This window comes from Chloroflexota bacterium, from assembly GCA_018648225.1.
Taxonomy (GTDB): domain Bacteria; phylum Chloroflexota; class Anaerolineae; order Anaerolineales; family UBA11858; genus NIOZ-UU35.
On record JABGRQ010000116.1, the window covers coordinates 16,062 to 34,552 of the forward strand.

Sequence of the window (18,491 nt, forward strand, 5' to 3'; positions counted from 1 at the left end):
AAACCCGTAAGGGATTCTTTGTGCCTTTATGGTGCCAATTCTTGGAGGCTCAGAATGTCTGAACGACAAAAAATTACCATTCGCACGCTATTCAGCAAAGCTGAAAAAGGCGAACCGATCTCCTGGCTGACCTGTTATGACTACCCCACCGCCTATTTCCAGGATCAGGCTGGGATTGATATGATTCTGGTCGGCGATAGCCTGGGGATGACGATGCTGGGATACGATAAAACCCTGCCCGTTACGATGGAGGATATGATCCGCCACACCCAGGCTGTGCGGCGCGGCGCGGCGGCCGCGTTTTTGGTGGGCGATATGCCCTATATGAGCTACCAACCCAGCAACGAGAGCGCCATCCGCAACGCCGGGCGTTTTATGGCCGAAGCCGATTGTGATTCGATCAAACTGGAAGGCGGTGGAGAAATGGCCCACCGGATTGAGGCCATCGTTCAGGCGGGCATTCCGGCGATTGGGCATCTGGGGCTAACTCCGCAGAGCGTCAGCGCGTTGGGGGGCTACCGCGTGCAGGGCAAAGGCGCGCTTCAGGCCAAGAAAATCATCGAGGATGCCAAAACCCTCGAAAATGCAGGCGCGTTCGCCATTCTCCTGGAAATGGTCCCCGACCGGGTTTGCAAAATCATCACCGAGCGTGCCGAAAACTGTCTCATCCTGAGCCTGGGGTCCGGCCCCGATGCCCACGGGCAACTGCTGATTTACCACGATATGTTTGGCCTGTATCCCAAATTCAAACCCAAGATGGCAAAAGTCTTCGGCAATGCCGGGGAAGTGATTCTCAATGGCCTGACGCAATATGCCAACGAAGTCGGCGACAAAACCTTCCCGCAGCCGGAGCATTGGTTCACGATCAAAGATGAAGAATATGATGAATTGCTTGATTTGCTGGGCTAGACAGTGAATAGGAGACTGCCTGTGAATGATTTACGTAACCGACTAAAAATCCCCGCCGACCGGCTTGACGAAATTAACGCTGTTTTTCTCAACCCGGATATGCGCGTCATCAACGATTTGCTCGATGTCGTCGCCAAATATGGCACCCCCGAAGAGATCAATGCCAAGGCGCGTGAAGCCCGTAAATTTGATAACCTGATGGCAAAAGTGCGCGCCACCAAACCCGAATATATCGCCGATCTAGAATGGCTGATCGAGCAACGCGACGCGGGGGCGTTCATCAGCGTGGACGATTACCGCCGTAAAGTGCTTGGTAATGCTGCTGCAACAACAAGCTTTGACGCTGATTTTGCCGTCACGCTCGAAATCAGCGCCTTGCAGTACTTCCCCTGGGTGCGCGCCGTCGCCGAGCGCGCTATCGCAGAAGGTCTGCTCATGCCCGCCCGCTTTATTCGCGTGCGCAAGATGAAAGAACAAGAAGCCGATGGCGATATCGCTGCCGTGGCCGCGGCCATGCAAATCGTTGGCGCCACTTATGTCGAAACCCTCGATACCAAAGGCACCGATGGCTCCAATATCCATCTGGGCGGTCCAGAGACGATCACCGGCTATTTTGGCGGTATCGGCCAGCCCAACGACCACGCCCTGCAATGGATTGATGAATTCCTTTACTACTACACCGAGTACGGCGTATACCAGGTACTTAATATCAACCCCGGCACCGTGTTTCTCGGCTATATGCTCCACCGTCTGGGCGTAGATATTGAATTCAAAATCTCGGTCTTCATGGGCAACGACAACCCCTATGCCGGGCTGTGGACCCTCCTCGGGGCCAAGCTCTTCGCCCGAGAAGACGGCTCATCCCCGCTGATCGGTTTCAATTGGGGCAACTCGGCCAATAACGAGACGCTGGAAATCACAGCCCAATTCCGCGAGGCCTGGGGTTTTGAAGATATGGTGCGCTTCGAGCATCACATTACCGAAACCTACAAACATATTGTGCTGCAACCTTATAATCGCCGCGACGAATTGCTCGAAATCGCCGACCGCGTCCCCAACATCTCGGCCAAACACGAAGGCGGGGATCCGGAAACAGACGTAGCACGCGCACACCCCTCCGACATTCTCGACTATTTCCGCGATAAAGACGAAATCATCGCCAGCGGCGACTGGGATGCCCTGCAACTGAACTTCCTCGATAAATTCGACGCCCTCAATCACACCGCCCGCGCCCTCACCGAAAACGGCCTTAGTTTCATAGCCGCCGCAAATTTACACCGTTAAAAAATGTGTGCAGTAAACAGTTTGCAGTATACTGTATAGGATGATTACCCTCGAAAATACTTCTCTTCAACTTACCATTGACCCCGTTGCTGCGACCTGGAGTTTGTTTGGCAAGCAACCTGATACCCCCTATCTCGAAGGGGTCAAAATTGGGGCTGAATATCAAATGCCGTTGTCTGCATTATTACATGCCGGACAACGGCATTTTCATTTGCTGGATTTGTGGCCCAAGGCGCGCATCCACGCCCCGGAGGCATGGAGCAGCCCCCACGGGGCAGCACAGCAGATCACGCTCGAAGTGGGGCCAGATGCCAATGGGATGCTCTTCACCCTGCGTTTTGCCCTGCTCGACGAATACCCCCTCATGCTCTGGCAAATCAGTGCCGAGAACCGCGGCAAATTCCCCATTGCCATGCAGTCGTTTACCCTGCTGCGGGCAGGCTCCTTTCAACGTTCTACGCTGCGTTTCCGCCGCGCCCACCTCGGCCCCGGATACCTGACCATCACCGAAAAGCCCGGCGTACCCGATTCGGGCGGCGCTATTCGCCCGCACCCCGATCCCGGCGAACCGGCCTTCTTCTCGAATGGCTGGCAAAGCTGGTCGCACACTGGAGCCTACGCGCCGGAGGATACCTCCCGCAACACCCGCCTGGGATTTTTGGCCGCGCAAATGTGGCATAACCCCGAAACACCGCGCCCGCGTAAACCCGGCCATTTCGCCAGCGATATGTTCGGCGTACTCGGCGACCGCCAACACCGCACGGGCATATTGGTCGGATTTCTCTCGCAGAAACAGCATTTTGGTTCCCTGCTGACGCGCATTGATGACCCGCTCTCGCCCGCCCTGCATTTATGGGCCAACGGCGATAACGCCCGCCTCGACCCCGGCGCGAGCATTACCACCGATTGGGCCGCGATTCAGTTTGTAGATGTAGATGACCCCGCCCCACTTGCGCCCTATCTCGATGCTGTCGCGCGGGAGAATGCCCTCACCCCCGACCCATCTTCCACTGGGAGAGGGGGGCGAGCAGGTTGGTGCAGTTGGTACCATTTCTTCCAGAATATTGACGCTGAAAAGATACAAAGCAACTTGAAAGCTGCACAACAAACACAAGAAGAAATTCCCATCAATCTCTTCCAGATTGACGACGGTTTTGAAGCCCAAATTGGCGACTGGTTTGAATTTAACGCCGGCTTTCCCAATGGCGTGGCTGCGCTGGCCACCGAAATTCGGGAGGCGGGTTTAAATCCCGGACTATGGCTGGCGCCATTTATTGTGCATTCGCGCGCCAAACTGCGCCGCCGTCACCGCGACTGGCTGCTGCGCAACAAATGGGGGCTGCCTGTCAACGCCGGATTTGTGTGGAACAACCTCAACAAAGCCCTCGACCTGACGCACCCCGACGCGCTGGCCTATGCCTGCGATGTCGTCCGCACAGCCGCGCACGAATGGGGTTACCCGTATCTCAAACTCGATTTTCTCTACGCCGCGGCGCTCAACGGACGTTACCGCGACCGCACGAAAACCCGCGCCCAGGTATTGCGCACGGGTCTCGAAGCCTTGCGCGAAGCCGTTGGGCCAGATGTCGAACTACTCGGCTGCGGCGTGCCGCTGGGTTCGTCCGTTGGCATATTCGATGCCATGCGCATTGGCGCCGATGTAGCCCCAACCTGGCTACCGGAATTCGCCGGGCATCAGGCGTTATTCCGGCGTGAACCCAGTATGCCATCGGCGCGCAACGCTTTGCAAAACACGCTCACGCGCGCTGCCATGCACCACCGCTGGTGGGTTAACGATCCCGATTGCCTGCTCATCCGCCTGGATTCAGAGCTTACCCTGCCCGAAGTACAATCACTCGCCACAGCTATCGCCCTCAGCGGTGGGGCGTTGCTGCTCTCCGACGACCTGCCCAACGTACCTGCCGAGCGTTTGCGTATTGCCCAACAACTCTTGCCGCTCATTGGGCAGACACCCCGCGTCCTCGACTGGCTCGACGAACCCCTGCCGCGCCTGCTGCGCCTCGATTTGGAAAACGCTACCGGCATCTGGCATTTGCTGGCAATTTTTAATTGGGATAATAAAAAATATAACAAAAATATCCCCCTGGAGCGCTTTGGGCTGGATGGGGAATATTTTGTGCGCTCGTTTTGGGATGGCGCCACGGACGCGGCTCGGGGTGGGGTGCTGCCCCTGAAGGGAATTCCGCCCCACGGGGTGAAGCTATTGGCCTTGCGAAAAGCCCCCCCTCAATCCCCCCCGATTCCAGAGGGGAAGGATGGTACCCTCACCCCCGCCCCCTCTCCCATAGGGAGAGGGGAGTCGTTGTATTTGGGCAGCGATTTACACATCTCGCAGGGATTGGAAGCAACCCGCTTCATCGTTGCAGACAACTCGCTGGAACTGGAACTCACTCGACCAGGGCATGCCCAGGGGCAGATTGATCTTTATTTGCCACATCCCCCGCGCGAGGCAAGTCTGAACAGCCTGCCCGTTGCGTGGCAATCTTTGCCGGGGCAGGTATATCGCTTTGGTGTAGATTTCCACAACCAGGCAAAACTCAAAATTCAAATGTAGGAGCTTCCAATGAAACGCTTTTTACCCCTGCTTGTGCTGACTCTGCTGGCCTGCAATGTCATCGCGCAACTGACCGATATTCCGCCTACGCCCCTGCCGCCCGTGGAAGAATTCCCTGCCGAGCCACCCGCCGCAGCACCCCAAGCTGAAGCCGAAGCCCCCAGCGTGCCGCCTACGATTGCGCCTTTGCCGCCAACGGCAGAACCGCCCGCGGCGAATCCTCTGGTACCAAGTGGATTTCTGGTTTCAGTGGGGGATGGCGAAATGGTGAATGCGTATAACGCTCAGGGGCAAATGACCGGCAGCCTGCAAACGCCGGGGATGCAAATGTATGGCAGCGGTACGGTGCATGTAGCCGGGAGCGCGCCCGGCGGCGTGGTCAATGTGCCGGTGTTGTTTCAGGCGTATGACGAAAGCGGGCTGATCCGCATGAATTTGGGCGGTCAGGTACAAACGCTGGTCAGCGATCCGGAACTGGCCTATCTGGTGGGTGCGCGCACACAGCCCATCTTTGCGTTTACAACCATTCAATGGGGCGGCGATGTGTTGGTCAGTCATGTGTATGCGCGCAGCATCAATAGCGGCGGTGGAGCGTGGGCCTTAGAGCGCGTGGACGCGCAGAGTTACGCCGTGCAGCCGTTGGCCGTGCAGGCCAGCAACGACCAGCCACAGGGGGTGTGGTATTCGCTGATGCCCTACGGCATTGGCGGCGATATTGTCTTCTCGCCGCACAAGGGGCTGTATTATCTCGACTTGACTGCGGGAAACACCGAAAATTTGTACCTGACCGACAACTTCAACCCCCAGGGCTTTTCCCCTGATCTGACCTGGATTGCCTATATGCCTGCCGAGAATGGGTTTATCGAGGGAAATAATGTGAGCCTGACCCTGTATAACCTGTATAGCACGGCTTCAGTGAGTATTCCATTGCGCCCAAGCAGCGACCGCGGCGCGGGAAACGTGGTTTTTGCGCCCGAAAATGAACGCGTGGCCTGGATGGAAGGGTCTGGCTGGATGATGGCCGAAACGCCCAATTTCCACGCCAAAGTGCTGATCGCCGACATCAATGGCAATTTGCTTGCCGAGTTAGAAGATACCCGCTTCAACCACATCCCCGCCTCGGGCCACGTCGATTGGATACAGCCCGTCGGCTGGCTAGATGCGGAAACGCTGATTGTCGAAGTCCGCGCCGAAGATTGGAATGATATATCTCTGGCGCGCGTGCGCTATGATGGCAGCGAGATCAGCTTCTTGGCCGCGGGGAAATTTGTGGGATTTTTGTATCCTTGACAGACAATCACAGATGCTCGGAGGTACTAAGAAAACCTTCGAGCCTTTGTGTCTTTGTGGTTAAAAATAGTTTTAAACGATTGCGAGGAGTACCCAATGAAAATTCTCGAGTCCGGCATCGGCGAACTGCTCCAACCCCCCGATGTGAACGCCTTTCGGGAGTGGAATCGCCACAAGCCCAAAGGATTGATCGACAAGCGCATGAGTGAGGCCGAAGCCGTGAGCCGTTTCATCCACGATGGCGATTATATCGGCACGGAGCTTTATGGCACGGTGCGCTGCCCGGTGTCGCTGGTCAATGAAGTTGTGCGCCAGGGGAAGAAGAATTTGCGCCTGGTGGGTCAGGGCGTGTATGAAACCGATCTTTTGCTGGCCGCGGGGCTGGTTAGCGCCATGGATCATACCTATATTGGGTTGGAAGTTTACGGTATTTCAAGCGCGCTGCGCCGCGAAGTCGAGAGCGGACGCGTCCAATGCGTGGAATGGAGCAACGGCAGTCTGGCCTGGCGCTTCAAGGCCGCCGCGATGGGCGTGCCTTTTATTCCGGTGCGCTCCATGCTGGGCACCGACACGCTCAAATACAGCGCCGCCAAAGTGGTGGAATGTCCCTTCACCGGCGATCCGATTGCCCTACTCCCGGCGCTGATTCTGGATGTGGGGCTGATTCATGTCCACCGCGCTGACAAGCACGGCAATTGCCAGATTGACGGAATCAACGGCTTCGCCTTTGAGATGGCGCGCGCATCGAAGCGCCTGATTATCAGCGCAGAAGAGATTATCGAAACCGATGAAATCCGAGCGCAGCCTGACCGCACGATTATCCCTTACTATCTGGTAGATGCCGTTGTCCATGCGCCATTTGGCGCACATCCCGGCGAGATGTGCTACCTGTACGAGCGGGATGAACCCCAACTCAAAGCGTGGGTGCAGGCGTCCAAATCCCCCGAAAGCGCGCAAACCTATCTCGATAAATATATCCACGGAGTGCAGAATCACGCCCAATATCTGGATTTGGTCGGCGAGGAACGGCTGAACGAATTGCGCGCGATGGTTCCGTCATAATACCATTAGGAAAGCAGGAAACCATGAGAGTTTTCCTGCTTTCCTGGTTTCCTCATTGAAAAAGGGTAGATAAATGTCTGAGCTAAATTACAAACCCAACGAACTACTGATTTGCACTGCGGCGCGCCTGATGGAAGATAACACCACGGCCTTCATCGGCACCGGCATCCCCATGCTGGCGGGCGCGCTGGCGCAAAAGATGCACGCCCCCAATTTGGTGAGCGTCTTCGAGTTCGGCGGCACAGGCGCGATCCTCGAAGAATTGCCCCTGGCCGTCGGCGAACGGCGCACATTTCACAAGGCGCTGGCCGCCTCCGGGCTGAGTGATATTGTCGAAACGGCGCAGCGCGGCTTCATTGAATACGGCTTTTTGGGCGGCGCGCAGATTGACCCCTACGGTAATTTGAACTCTACGGTCATCGGCGACCACGATAACCCCAAAGTGCGCCTGCCGGGCAGCGGCGGCGGCAACGACGTGGGTTCGCACTGCTGGCGCACCATCGCCATAATGCAGCACGATAAACGCCGCTTCATCGAAAAAGTGGATTTCATCACCACGCCCGGTTATCTCTCCGGGCCAGGCACGCGCGAGGCCGCCGGACTCCCGCCGGGAACTGGGCCGTACCGCGTCGTCACCACGCTGGCTGTGCTGGGCTATCACCCGGAGAGCAAGCGCATGTTGCTGCTTGCCACACAGCCCGGTGTAACGGTGGAACAAATCATCGAGAATACCGGCTTTGAGCTACTCATTGCGGATGAAGTTACTGAGAATCCACCCCCCAGCGCAGAAGAGTTGCGTATTTTGCGCGAAGAAGTAGATAAAGAGAAGTTTTATATTTAAGGACAAACCCTCGCCCTGATTCTCGCTATGCTCGAATCTGTCCCTCTCCCAAAATTGGGAGAGGGACGGGCCTGAGTAAAACGAAGGCCAGGGTGAGGGTTGTGCGTGGCAAAATCATGACACAACGCCACAAACGCATTCGCACCACAGCCGCCATACAGCAACGCGCTCGCGAATTGCGTCAGGATATGACCCCAGCCGAAGAATTACTCTGGAGCCACTTGCGTCGAAAGCAACTCAACGGTCTGAAATTTCGACGGCAGCACCCACTGGGGTCATTCATCGCCGATTTTTATTGTGCAGAATATCGTCTGGTCATTGAAATTGATGGTGACATTCATGCTGGCTTGCATGAATATGACGATTTTCGTACGGAGTGGCTGGAAGACCGTGATTATCGCTTGATCCGTTTTTTGAATGACGATGTGACAGATCGTATTGATACTGTTTTAACTGCTATACAAGCAGCGTGCAAAAAACGTAACAAGCCCTCACCCCCGCCTTTCGCTACGCTCAAGGCTCCCCCTCTCCCGAATCGGGAGAGGGGGTTGGGGGGAGAGGGCACACCAAATAGGAGCATAACCATGAAACTAACCCATCTCTGGAAAACCAGCCCCAAACCCACCCTGTCTTTCGAACTCTTCCCCGCGCGGACAGAGAAAGCCGCCGCTAATTTGGATAAAGCCATCGACAAACTCGCCGCTCTCGGCCCCGATTTTGTCTCGGTGACGTTTGGCGCGGGCGGCTCCACGCGCGATGGATCATATCAACTGGCGAAAAAATTGAGAGATGAAAAAGGGCTCAAAGTGTTGACCTATTTCGCCTGCTACGGCCTCGGCCCGGATGAAATCACTGCCGTGCTGGATGATTATCAAGCCTTGGGTATCGAGAATGTATTGGCCGTGCGCGGCGACGAACCCCGCGAGGGCGATTTCACGCCCCATCCAGAGAGCCTGCCCCACGCCTCGGACTTGGTCGCTTTCATCAAGCCGCGTTATGATTTCTGTTTGGGTGTAGCGGCCTACCCCGAAGGCCACATTGACGCCAAGAGCCGCGTCAAAGATATGGAATTTCTGAAGATGAAAGTAGACTTGGGCGCGGAATATATCATCACCAATTATTGCTACGATAACGCCTTTTTCTTCGATTTCGTCGAACGTTGCCGCACCGCAGGAATTGACGTTCCCATTTTGCCCGGCGTGATGCCCATCTTCAGCGTCAAGATGATGGAAATGCTGGCCGGTCTGTGCGGGGCGACCATCACCGATGAAATCCACACCGGCATTGCCGCCCTGCCTGAAGACGACAAATCCGCCCTGCTCGATTTCGGCGTAGACTTCGCCGTAAACCAGTGCCGCGACCTGATCGAAGCGGGTGTGCCGGGGCTGCATATTTATACGATGGATCGCAGCGCATCCAGCGTGAAGATTGCCGCGCGTTTGCGAGATGAAGGTCTGCTGTAGTATATTTTACGCGCATCTGGATTCATACTCATCTCCCATACCAGGTACATCCTCGGAGAAAAAATTACCCACCCAACCCCGCGCCTGCTTTGCGAAAGCAAAGCTGTACCAGAGAAAATGACTGCTCGCAAGGGCAACCCATAGCAAATGAAAGGAGAATCACATGTTGAAGAAAATACCTCCCTTTATCGTGCTCGCAATCGTTGTTTTCGTCGCCACGCTTGTACTGACGGCTTGCGGCAGAGCGGACGATGAAGTTGGGCATTATACGATTGGTCTGGCAACAAACAATCCGAATGGGCTCAAGAATGTTGAGGGCTTCCGCGATGAGATGACAGCACTTGGCTATATCGAGGGAGAAAACGTCACGTATTTCTTCGCCGATGAACCGACCAAGGGCGACGATCTGGATGCTGCTCTCGAAAGCATGGTTGAAGCCGAGGTTGATCTCATCTTCACGGCCGGCACGCCCACAGGAGTCGCGGCCCATCGCATCACTAAAGGGACAAATATCCCCGTTGTGTTCGGCGTGATCGCCAATCCAATAGATGCTGGTGTCATGGACGACTTAACCATGCCGGGTGGCAATATGACTGGCGTACAACTGAGCCAAAATCAGGCCCGGCGACTGGAACTGCTCCTCGAGATCGCGCCAGACATCCAACGGGTCTTTTTCCCCTACAACCCTGATGATGCCGCGCCCATCAGCGCGATGGCACAAATTTTCGAGCTTGCTCCTGGTCTCGGCATTGAGGTCGTGGAGGGATTCGCGCAGAATGATGACGAAGTAACCACATTACTTAATAATTTGCCCGAGGATATAGATGCCATCTTTATGCTGCCAGATAGCACAATCAATGCCCGCGTGGATGATTTAGTTGCCATTGCCATCGAACGCAAACTGCCGGTTTCTGGCCCCAGCATGGTACAGGTTGAAGAAGGCGTATTGATGGCTTATGGTACTATCCATTACGAAGTCGGAACACAGGCTGCATCCATCGCAAACCAGATACTCAAGGGCGCTGACCCTGGCGAATTGCCTGTGCAAACGGCCGAATATTATCTGGGCATCAACATCCAGACTGCTGAGGCGATTGGCGTTGAAATTCCAGCATCGCTGGTGCAGGCTGCCGAAGTTATCATAACCATCGAAAAATAATTACTGTGAAAAATAGCCTGCGCGTTCGCTTTTCATTAATATTTATTGGTTTGGCAATTAGCCCAATATTGTTGGGGTTGATCTTCATCGCGCCATATGCTTTTTCTCGCATCGAAGAAGAGAGCCGAGTCGTACAGAGCAAATTTGCAGAGCAGGTCAGCATTGAAGTCAGTAAATACTTTGAAGAACGAAAGAACGAACTATTCTTTTTGGATGAAATCTATGCACTAGGAACACTTGAGCCTGATGAACAGCAAGAACTCTTGAGTGTCTTTCTATTACACCAGAGAATTTATCAGGAAATAGCTTTGCTGGATGCTGAGGGGCAGGAGCAAATTCGATTATCACGTGACACCATTTTTCGCAATGAAGACCTCCGGAGTCGCGCCGCAACTCCGGAATTTCTGTCTCCTTTTGAAAACAAGGATATTTACTTTAGCGCAGTTCGTTTTGATGAAACGCTTCGGGAACCGTTGATTACAATTTCCATTCCGCTCGAAGACCGGTATACCGGAGAGATCGTCTCGGTATTGGTAGCAGAGATGAGATTCAAGGTGATCTGGGATTTGCTCTCAGAAATTGACATATCTGGCGAAGGGATTGCATATATTGTTGATCAACTGGGGCAGGTAGTAGCCCATAAAAACCCGGCGGTTGTTTTGAGCGGAACGATAGTAGAACTTCCCGAAGAAGATACCCGCACAGAGGGTTTGTCTGGAAATGATGTTGTCCTCGCAATGAATTTGCTTCAACTTGGAGAGCAGAGATTGATTGTAGTCGTTGAACAACCTGCTGATGATGTGCTCAAAGTAGTCACGAATAGCCTTAATCTTGCAATCGCTATCCTATTCATTGTTTTTATACTTGCGGCAGGCCTTGCTATACTAATCGCCAGGCAAGTTGTTGCCCCAATTAATCTATTAGCAGAATCTGCAAAGGCTATCAGTGCTGGCGACTTGTCTCAACGAGTAGAATCCACCAGTCAGGATGAAGTAGGGCAGCTTGCTTCCACCTTCAATCAGATGACGAGCGATTTACAAGCATCCCGCCAAAAGGTTGAACAACACGCACTAGAGTTAGAATCAAAAAATGAGCAGCTACAGCATGATATCAAAAAGCGGATGCAAGCAGAGCAAGCGTTGAGCGAGAGCGAGGCGCAATTCCGCACTTTATTTGAAAGTTCATCCATTGGTATTGGCGTAGCGGATCAACAAGGCAATTTGCTTATATTCAACGAGACCATGCGTCGAGATAGTGGATATAGTATCGAAGATCTCAATGCTATTGGCAATGTCGCCGCGCTGTATTACAAACCTGAAGACCGTGAGATAGCGCTAACCCGCTTTCATGAGCAGGGTATCCTCACAAATTTCCAAACACAATTCATGCGCAAAGATAGCTTGCCCTACGATGTATTCCTATCCCTCACCCCCATTCACTTCAAGGGTCAACCCTGTATCCAAGCCACTGTCCAAGATATCACCGCACGGGTACAGGCCGAGGCAGAACTTAAAAAATATCAACAGCACCTGGAAGACATGGTCGAAACACGCACCGCCGAATTGCTAGCCGCCAACAAAGAGATGGAAGCCTTCAATTATTCCGTGTCCCACGACTTACGCGCGCCGCTGCGGCATATTAATGGCTTTATACATCTCCTGCTCCAACGCAAAGCGGGTCATCTTGATCCCGTATCCGAACATTACTTGAATAACGTCGCCGATGCATCTAAGCATATGGGCAATTTGATCGACGACTTGCTGCAATTTTCACGCACTTCACGAGTTGAAATAGCAACCCAAGCAATTGATCCAATATTGCTGGTTGAAAAAATCAAAAAAGACTTGGACCTGATGACAGAGAAACGCGAGATTATTTGGGATATTTCACCTCTCCCAAAAGTATGGGGTGATCCTGGGTTAATCGGCATTGTCTGGACAAATTTGATTTCCAATGCGGTGAAATTCACTAACCACCGAGAGCGGACACATATCGAGATTGGATGCCAATCCCCAAAAGATTCTCGTCAAACACTTCAAACCAGGCGGGGCCAAGCGCTGGCAGAAGATTCCAATGAAATTGTATTCTTCATCCGCGACAATGGAATTGGCTTCGAGCCTCAATATGTAGATAAGCTCTTTGCTGTTTTTCAACGTTTACATCAAACGGAAACTTATGATGGCACTGGTATCGGCCTTGCTATCGTCAAGCGCATCATCCACCGTCATGGGGGAGATGTGTGGGCCGAATCCAAAAAAGGTGAAGGAGCTACCTTCTATTTCACCTTGAAATCAGCCAACAACGGTTGATATTTGTCGAACCCAGTAGAGCTGGAAAATAAGAATCTTTCCATAAATACTTATGCCGAAACAACCTCATCCCATTACCCTCAACCCCTTCTTCAACCCCAAAGGCGTAGTCATCATTGGAGCCTCCAACGACCCCGCCAAGCTGGGCTACGGTCTCGCTATCAATCTGGTGCGCAGCAATTACCAGGGAGCGATTCACTTTGTCAACCTTAAGGGCGGAGAACTTTTGGGACGCACAATTTATACCAACGTACTGGAAATCCCCAATCCAGTGGATTTAGCCGCCGTGCTGATTCCCGCGCCCTACGTGGCCGACGCCCTGCGTCAGTGCGGGCAGCGCGGCATTCAGGCCGCCATCATCGGCTCCGGGGGATTCCGCGAAGTCGGCTCAGAAGGCGCCGCGCTCGAAGAAGAAATTCTCGCAGTTGCCCGCCAGTACAGCATTCGGCTGATCGGCCCCAACTGCATCGGCCTGCTCGATACGCATCTGCCCATCGACACCACTTTCCTGCCGCCGCCCGGCCCCACCCCCGGGGATGTGGCCTTTATCTCGCATTCCGGGGCGATTTGCGCCGCAGTCATCGATTGGGCGCGCGGCCAGGGTTATGGCCTTTCGCGGCTGGTCAGTTTGGGAAATCAGGCCGATGTCAGTGAAACCGACATGCTCGCCCCCGTCGCCGCCGATCCCTTCACGCATGTGCTGGCGCTCTACATCGAGGGCGTCAAGGATGGTCGTCGTTTTGTCGAAGAAGCCCGCAAAGTTGTGCAAGAAAAACCCATTATCGCCCTCAAAGTCGGACGTTTCGAGGCCGGTCAGCGGGCGGTCGCTTCGCACACCGGCGCGCTGGCCGGGCAAGAAAGCGCCTACAACGCCGCATTCCGGCGGGGGGGTGTGCTGCGCGCCGCAACCAGCGAAGAGATGTTTGATCAGGCGCGCGCCCTGGCCTGGTGTCCGTTGCCGAAGGGACGCAAGGTGGCTGTTTTAACGAATGCCGGCGGACCGGGAGTCACCGCCGCCGATGCACTCGAAGCCCTGGGTTTGGAACTGGCCGAATTAAGTGGAGAAACGCGCGCCGCTCTAGGTGGCCTGCTGCCCCCGGCGGCCAGTCTCAGCAACCCGGTGGATATGCTGGCCTCGGCGGGGCCTGAGCAATTTGCCGCCAGCCTGCGAATCGCGCTGGCCGACCCCGGCGTAGACAGTGTCATGGCAATTTATCCCACCCCGCCAATGTACACCGCCGGAGCCGTCGCCAAAGCGATGATTCCCATCATCCACGGGGCTGAGAAGCCGGTAGTTGTGGCTGTGATGGGCGAACGTCTCATTCAAGAAGCCGTCGAGCATCTACGCGCCGCGCGGGTACCCGAATATCGCTTCCCCGAACGCGCCGCGGCGGCGTTAGCGGCTCTCGTCGAGCGCGCCGAATTGCTGAAGTTCGCACAAGATGAGCCGGTATTCCCCGTCAATACGCCTGACGTCACGACATCCGACGCCGCGACGCTTTTGCGTGCCTACGGCATCCCCAACGCGGCGCTGCATCTGGCGCACGCGCGCGCGGAGGCCGTTGCCATCGCCGCCGAAATCGGATTCCCCGTGGTGATGAAAATTGCCGCGGAAGGCATTTCGCACAAATCCGACATCGGAGGGGTGCTGCTCAATTTGGGGGACGCGGCTGCGGTGCAATCGGCCTGGGATGAGATTATGCGCCGAGCGCAGGCCGCCCACCCCGAGGGAGTCATCGAAGGCGTGCATCTTCAGCAGATGATTCCCCGCGGGCAGGAAGTCATTATCGGCGCGGTACGTGATCCCCAATTTGGCCCGCTGGTGATGTTCGGCTCCGGTGGCACAGAAGTTGAAGGCTTGAAAGACATCGCCTTTGGCCTGGCCCCGCTGACGCGCAGCGACGCCGAATATATGCTCGAAAAAACCTGGGCCGGGCGAAAATTACGCGGCTTCCGTAACATCCCCCCCGCCGATCGGGATGCTGTGTTGGATGCGCTTTTCCGGCTGGCGCAACTGGCCTTTGAACACCCCGAAATTGAGGAGATAGAAATCAACCCCCTGCGGGTGTTGGCGCAAGGGGTTGTGGCCGTCGATGTGCGATATATAACGGTTGAAGGTTGAAGGTTTAACGTTTAATTTTCAACTTTCAACTTTTAACCGTTGGCATATTTACCCACCACCAGACAGGCATTTTGCCCGCCCAGCCCAAATGAATTCGACATCGCTATGTTGATCGGGGTCTGACGGGCCTGGTTCGGCACGCAATCCAGATCACATTCCGGATCGGGGGTTTCATAATTAATCGTCGGGTGCAGGCGGTCTTCCTGTACACTTTTGGTAATCACCATCGCCTCGATAGCCCCGGCTGCGCCAAAAGCGTGGCCGATCATGGATTTGGTCGAGTTAATCGCCAGATCGTAGGCATGGTCGCCGAAAACTTGCTTAATGGCATGGGTTTCGGTCTTGTCGTTGAGCGGCGTGCTGGATCCGTGGGTGTTGATATAGTCCACCGCTTCGGGTTGGAGATTGGCGTCCATCAGCGCCCAGCGCATGGCGTTCTGCGCGCCAATGCCTTCGGGTTCAGGCTGCGCCACATGATAAGCGTCGGCTGAGGCGGAGTGCCCCAACACCTCCGCGTAGATCGGCGCGCCGCGCTCGAGGGCGCTCTCCAAATCTTCCAGCACAAATACTGCGCCGCCCTCGCCAATCACAAAACCGTCGCGCGTGGCATCAAAAGGACGGCTGGCTTCCTGAGGGGGATCATTACGCGTACTGAGCGCCTTCATCGAAGTAAAACCCGTGAAGAACATATCCCGAATCAGGGATTCAACCCCGCCGGTCAGTACCCGATCGGCAAGGCCGCGGCGAATAAGTTCAGCAGCTTCACCGATGGCTTGCGTGCCCGCGGCGCAGGCCGTGACCACGGTGTTCAGCGGCCCGCTGGCCCCAAAGCGCTGGCTGATGTGGAAGGCAGGCATATTGGGCAGCCCGCCGACCAGATCCATAGGGCGCACGCGGTATTTGCCGCGCTCGGTCGATTTTTCGACAACATTTTCGTAAATTTCAAAACCGCCCAGAGCCGTACCCAAGACTACGCCGGTGCGATTGCCCAACGGTTGGTCAACGGGTAAATGGGCATCTTCCAGGGCCTGATGGGCAGCATCCAGCGCAAGCTGCGAACTGCGCGCCATACGGCGGGCTTCTTTAGCATCAATAAAGCGCGCTGAATCCCAGTCTTTGATTTCAGCGGCAATTTTGGCAGGCAACGCGCTGGCATCGAATTGCGTAATCCAGTCGATGCCAGAATTGCCAGCCAGTAAATTTTGCCACGATTCGCCCACACTATGCCCCAACGCCGTCACTGCCCCCATGCCGGTGATGACCACGCGGCGCAAAGGGCGCGCTTGCTCTTGCACAAAAACTTCCAGGGCGCGCTCAACCGCTTCGGCAGAAACGCGCCGTGCGCTGCTGATCCGTTCGGCGACAGAGTTCGCTACCTCACCTTGTTGAATGGCTTCCAGCGCTTCCATTAACAATTCCCGCGCCGTGGCGGGCAAGCGGCTCAAGCGTTCTCCTAAAATCGTCATTTTGGCGAGTGTCAATTTTTGATTGGACATCGTTCTTCCTTCAGAGCTCCGTGATTTTCTGGCGAAAACTGTAGTGGGCAATAGTAGCTTGAACAGCGAAACCATCGTTGTCATTCCGAGCGTAGCGAGCGAAGCGAGGAATCCCTTTGAAGCGGCTTGATTCATCACTTGCATAGGTACTTTTCAACATTCCGGTTAAGGGATTCTTCACTCCGCTCCGCTCGCTGCGCTCGGAATGACGCCAAGCTTTTGTTGACGATTATATTTTCTGGCGAAAACACTGCAACGCGTGCGATTTGAGAAAATCTCGGAACTTTTTTTGTCGTACAAACAAAACCGCCGGAATTCGGCGGCGTTGCTGATATCATGTCGCATCACCAGATGCCAAAAGCGTCCGAGTAAATGCGCTTTTTGGGTTTATTTTTGGCCTGGCATCTGCATTAACTCTGATACCTCAAGTGAACCGCCAATATCCAGAAAAGGGCAGGCTTTTGCAATCGACAGCGCCGCATCCATCGAATCCGCTTTGACAATGGTGTACCCAGACATTGTAGTTGTGCCACCAGCGGTAACAGAGCCATCTGAGTTTACTGTGTGCGTATCTTTAAGCGGATTAGCAGGACTGACAACAGCGTCACCTAATGAAGATAACCAGTCCATATATTTCGTAAAATGTTGCTTGCCTTCCTCTGGGCTAGATGGCTGATCGCCGCCTAGATAAGTAATCAAATATTGAGGCATTTCTTTCTCCCAATTCAGTAATGTGCTTTAACAATAAACAGAACTAGTAGTATAACCCCCTGTTGATAGTTTAGAGGCGTTTGAAAATAGCCGTTACCAATGCGAACAACTGCTCCAGCCCCAATTGCAGCGGCGCGGTTTCAATATATTCATCCACGGTATGCGCTCCGCCACCGCGCGTCAGACCGATGCACACGCAGGGCAGCCCGCGGCTGAGGGGGATATTGGCATCTGTGGAGCCGATATTGAATTGCGGCTGAATGCCTTGCGCCTGCAAAGCCTGTGAAGCCAGTTCCGGCAGGGGGTGCGTTTTTGGGATTTCGCCCGCCGGGCGCTGACCAATCATTTCGGCCTGAATCTGCACCCCGGGGCGATTGGCCTGTTCGATAAGAATTTCGGCACTGCGGACTAAACTCTGGAGGGCTGCTGGTTCCTCGGAGCGCAAATCCAGCTCGAAGGAGGCTTCGGCAGCGATAGTGTTGATCGAAGTCCCCCCGGCGATGACGCCTACATTCAACGTGGTGCGCGGCCGCTGCGGCAATTGAAGTTGGGTGAGTTGCCCGACCAGCGCGGCGAGTTCGTGAATCGCCGACGGTTTACCATAATCGGCCCACGAATGGCCGCCCTGAGTTTGCGCGGTAACGCGGTAACGCTGCACCCCCAGCCCGCGATGATATACCTGCCCCAGCGCCATGCCTTCGAGTACGAGATAAGCCAAGGGCGCAGCGTCAAAACGCTCCACAACAGTGCGCATCCCGTTGAGATCGCCCAAACCTTCCTCACCGACGTTGACGACCAGCCACAAATCGCCGGGCAGGGTGGTATTTTGCTCGTCAAGCAGCCATAGCAACCCAAAAAGACCGGCCACACCCAGGCTGTTATCACCAATGCCCGGGGCCTGGATGCGCCCCGGGGCATGACTCACACTCAAGTTGGTATCCAGCGAGAAAACGGTATCGCTATGGGCAGAGAGAATCACCGGACGCGCCTCACCAGCGCCCGGGCGGCGCGCGTAGACATTCCCCAGGCTGTCGATTTCAATATCCGCGAGATTCAACTCGTTAAAGCGTTCAGCAATAAATGCCGCGCGCGGCTGCTCCTGAAAAGTGGGTGCAGGAATTTGTTGTATTGCAACAGCGAGTTGAAGTGTTTTTTCGCTGATATTCATGGTTGAATTTTCCTAGTTCTACCGGAATTTGTGGTTTTAGGGAAAATGACTGGGCGTTCGCTCATAAAAAAATCAAAAACACGGATTAGGGTACTGGCTGAT

The 18,491-nt window shown here is 54.8% G+C and carries 13 protein-coding genes and 1 pseudogene; 11 read left to right on the forward strand and 3 right to left on the reverse strand.

Features of this window, described 5'->3' with window-relative positions; all coding sequences use genetic code 11:
* Positions 1–54 precede the first annotated feature (54 nt).
* From panB to HN413_11505, 11 genes and pseudogenes are all read left to right on the forward strand, one after another.
* Positions 55–909: a 3-methyl-2-oxobutanoate hydroxymethyltransferase gene (gene panB, locus HN413_11455; protein ID MBT3391014.1), complete on the forward strand. Its 855-nt coding sequence runs from the start codon at positions 55–57 to the stop codon at positions 907–909.
* A gap of 48 nt (positions 910–957) precedes the next feature.
* Positions 958–2,193: a hypothetical protein gene (locus HN413_11460; GenBank protein ID MBT3391015.1), complete on the forward strand. Its 1,236-nt coding sequence runs from the start codon at positions 958–960 to the stop codon at positions 2,191–2,193.
* Between the two features lie 40 nt (positions 2,194–2,233).
* A complete protein-coding gene (locus HN413_11465; GenBank protein MBT3391016.1) occupies positions 2,234–4,768 on the forward strand; it encodes an alpha-galactosidase in 2,535 nt (844 codons plus the stop codon).
* 9 nt (positions 4,769–4,777) lie between these two features.
* Positions 4,778–6,058, forward strand: coding sequence for a hypothetical protein (locus HN413_11470; protein ID MBT3391017.1), 1,281 nt, complete (start codon positions 4,778–4,780; stop codon positions 6,056–6,058).
* Positions 6,059–6,154: 96 nt separating this feature from the next.
* Positions 6,155–7,120 carry a CoA transferase subunit A gene (locus HN413_11475; protein ID MBT3391018.1) on the forward strand — a complete coding sequence of 322 codons (966 nt, stop codon included), beginning with the start codon at positions 6,155–6,157 and terminating at the stop codon, positions 7,118–7,120.
* A 73-nt stretch (positions 7,121–7,193) separates the two neighbouring features.
* A complete protein-coding gene (locus HN413_11480; protein MBT3391019.1) occupies positions 7,194–7,961 on the forward strand; it encodes a 3-oxoacid CoA-transferase in 768 nt (255 codons plus the stop codon).
* A 101-nt stretch (positions 7,962–8,062) separates the two neighbouring features.
* Positions 8,063–8,440: pseudogene (locus tag HN413_11485) on the forward strand (endonuclease domain-containing protein).
* A 105-nt stretch (positions 8,441–8,545) separates the two neighbouring features.
* Entirely contained in the window at positions 8,546–9,424 is an 879-nt protein-coding gene (locus HN413_11490) for a 5,10-methylenetetrahydrofolate reductase (protein ID MBT3391020.1), read from the forward strand.
* A 163-nt stretch (positions 9,425–9,587) separates the two neighbouring features.
* Entirely contained in the window at positions 9,588–10,583 is a 996-nt protein-coding gene (locus tag HN413_11495) for an ABC transporter substrate-binding protein (protein MBT3391021.1), read from the forward strand.
* A gap of 5 nt (positions 10,584–10,588) precedes the next feature.
* Positions 10,589–12,892: a HAMP domain-containing protein gene (locus HN413_11500; GenBank protein MBT3391022.1), complete on the forward strand. Its 2,304-nt coding sequence runs from the start codon at positions 10,589–10,591 to the stop codon at positions 12,890–12,892.
* Positions 12,893–12,944: 52 nt separating this feature from the next.
* Positions 12,945–15,014, forward strand: a complete 2,070-nt coding sequence (locus HN413_11505) for a CoA-binding protein (protein ID MBT3391023.1) — start codon at positions 12,945–12,947, stop codon at positions 15,012–15,014.
* Between the two features lie 32 nt (positions 15,015–15,046).
* On the opposite strand, the gene fabF is transcribed toward HN413_11505, so the two are convergent.
* The 3 genes from fabF to HN413_11520 all read right to left on the reverse strand — a co-directional run bounded on the left by fabF (position 15,047) and on the right by HN413_11520 (position 18,389).
* Positions 15,047–16,423, reverse strand: a complete 1,377-nt coding sequence (gene fabF / locus HN413_11510) for a beta-ketoacyl-ACP synthase II (GenBank protein ID MBT3391024.1) — start codon at positions 16,421–16,423, stop codon at positions 15,047–15,049.
* A gap of 474 nt (positions 16,424–16,897) precedes the next feature.
* Positions 16,898–17,221 (reverse strand): hypothetical protein, encoded by a 324-nt coding sequence (locus HN413_11515; protein MBT3391025.1) that lies wholly within the window; start codon positions 17,219–17,221, stop codon positions 16,898–16,900.
* 70 nt (positions 17,222–17,291) lie between these two features.
* Positions 17,292–18,389, reverse strand: coding sequence for a M20/M25/M40 family metallo-hydrolase (locus HN413_11520; protein ID MBT3391026.1), 1,098 nt, complete (start codon positions 18,387–18,389; stop codon positions 17,292–17,294).
* Between the last annotated feature and the right edge of the window lie 102 nt (positions 18,390–18,491).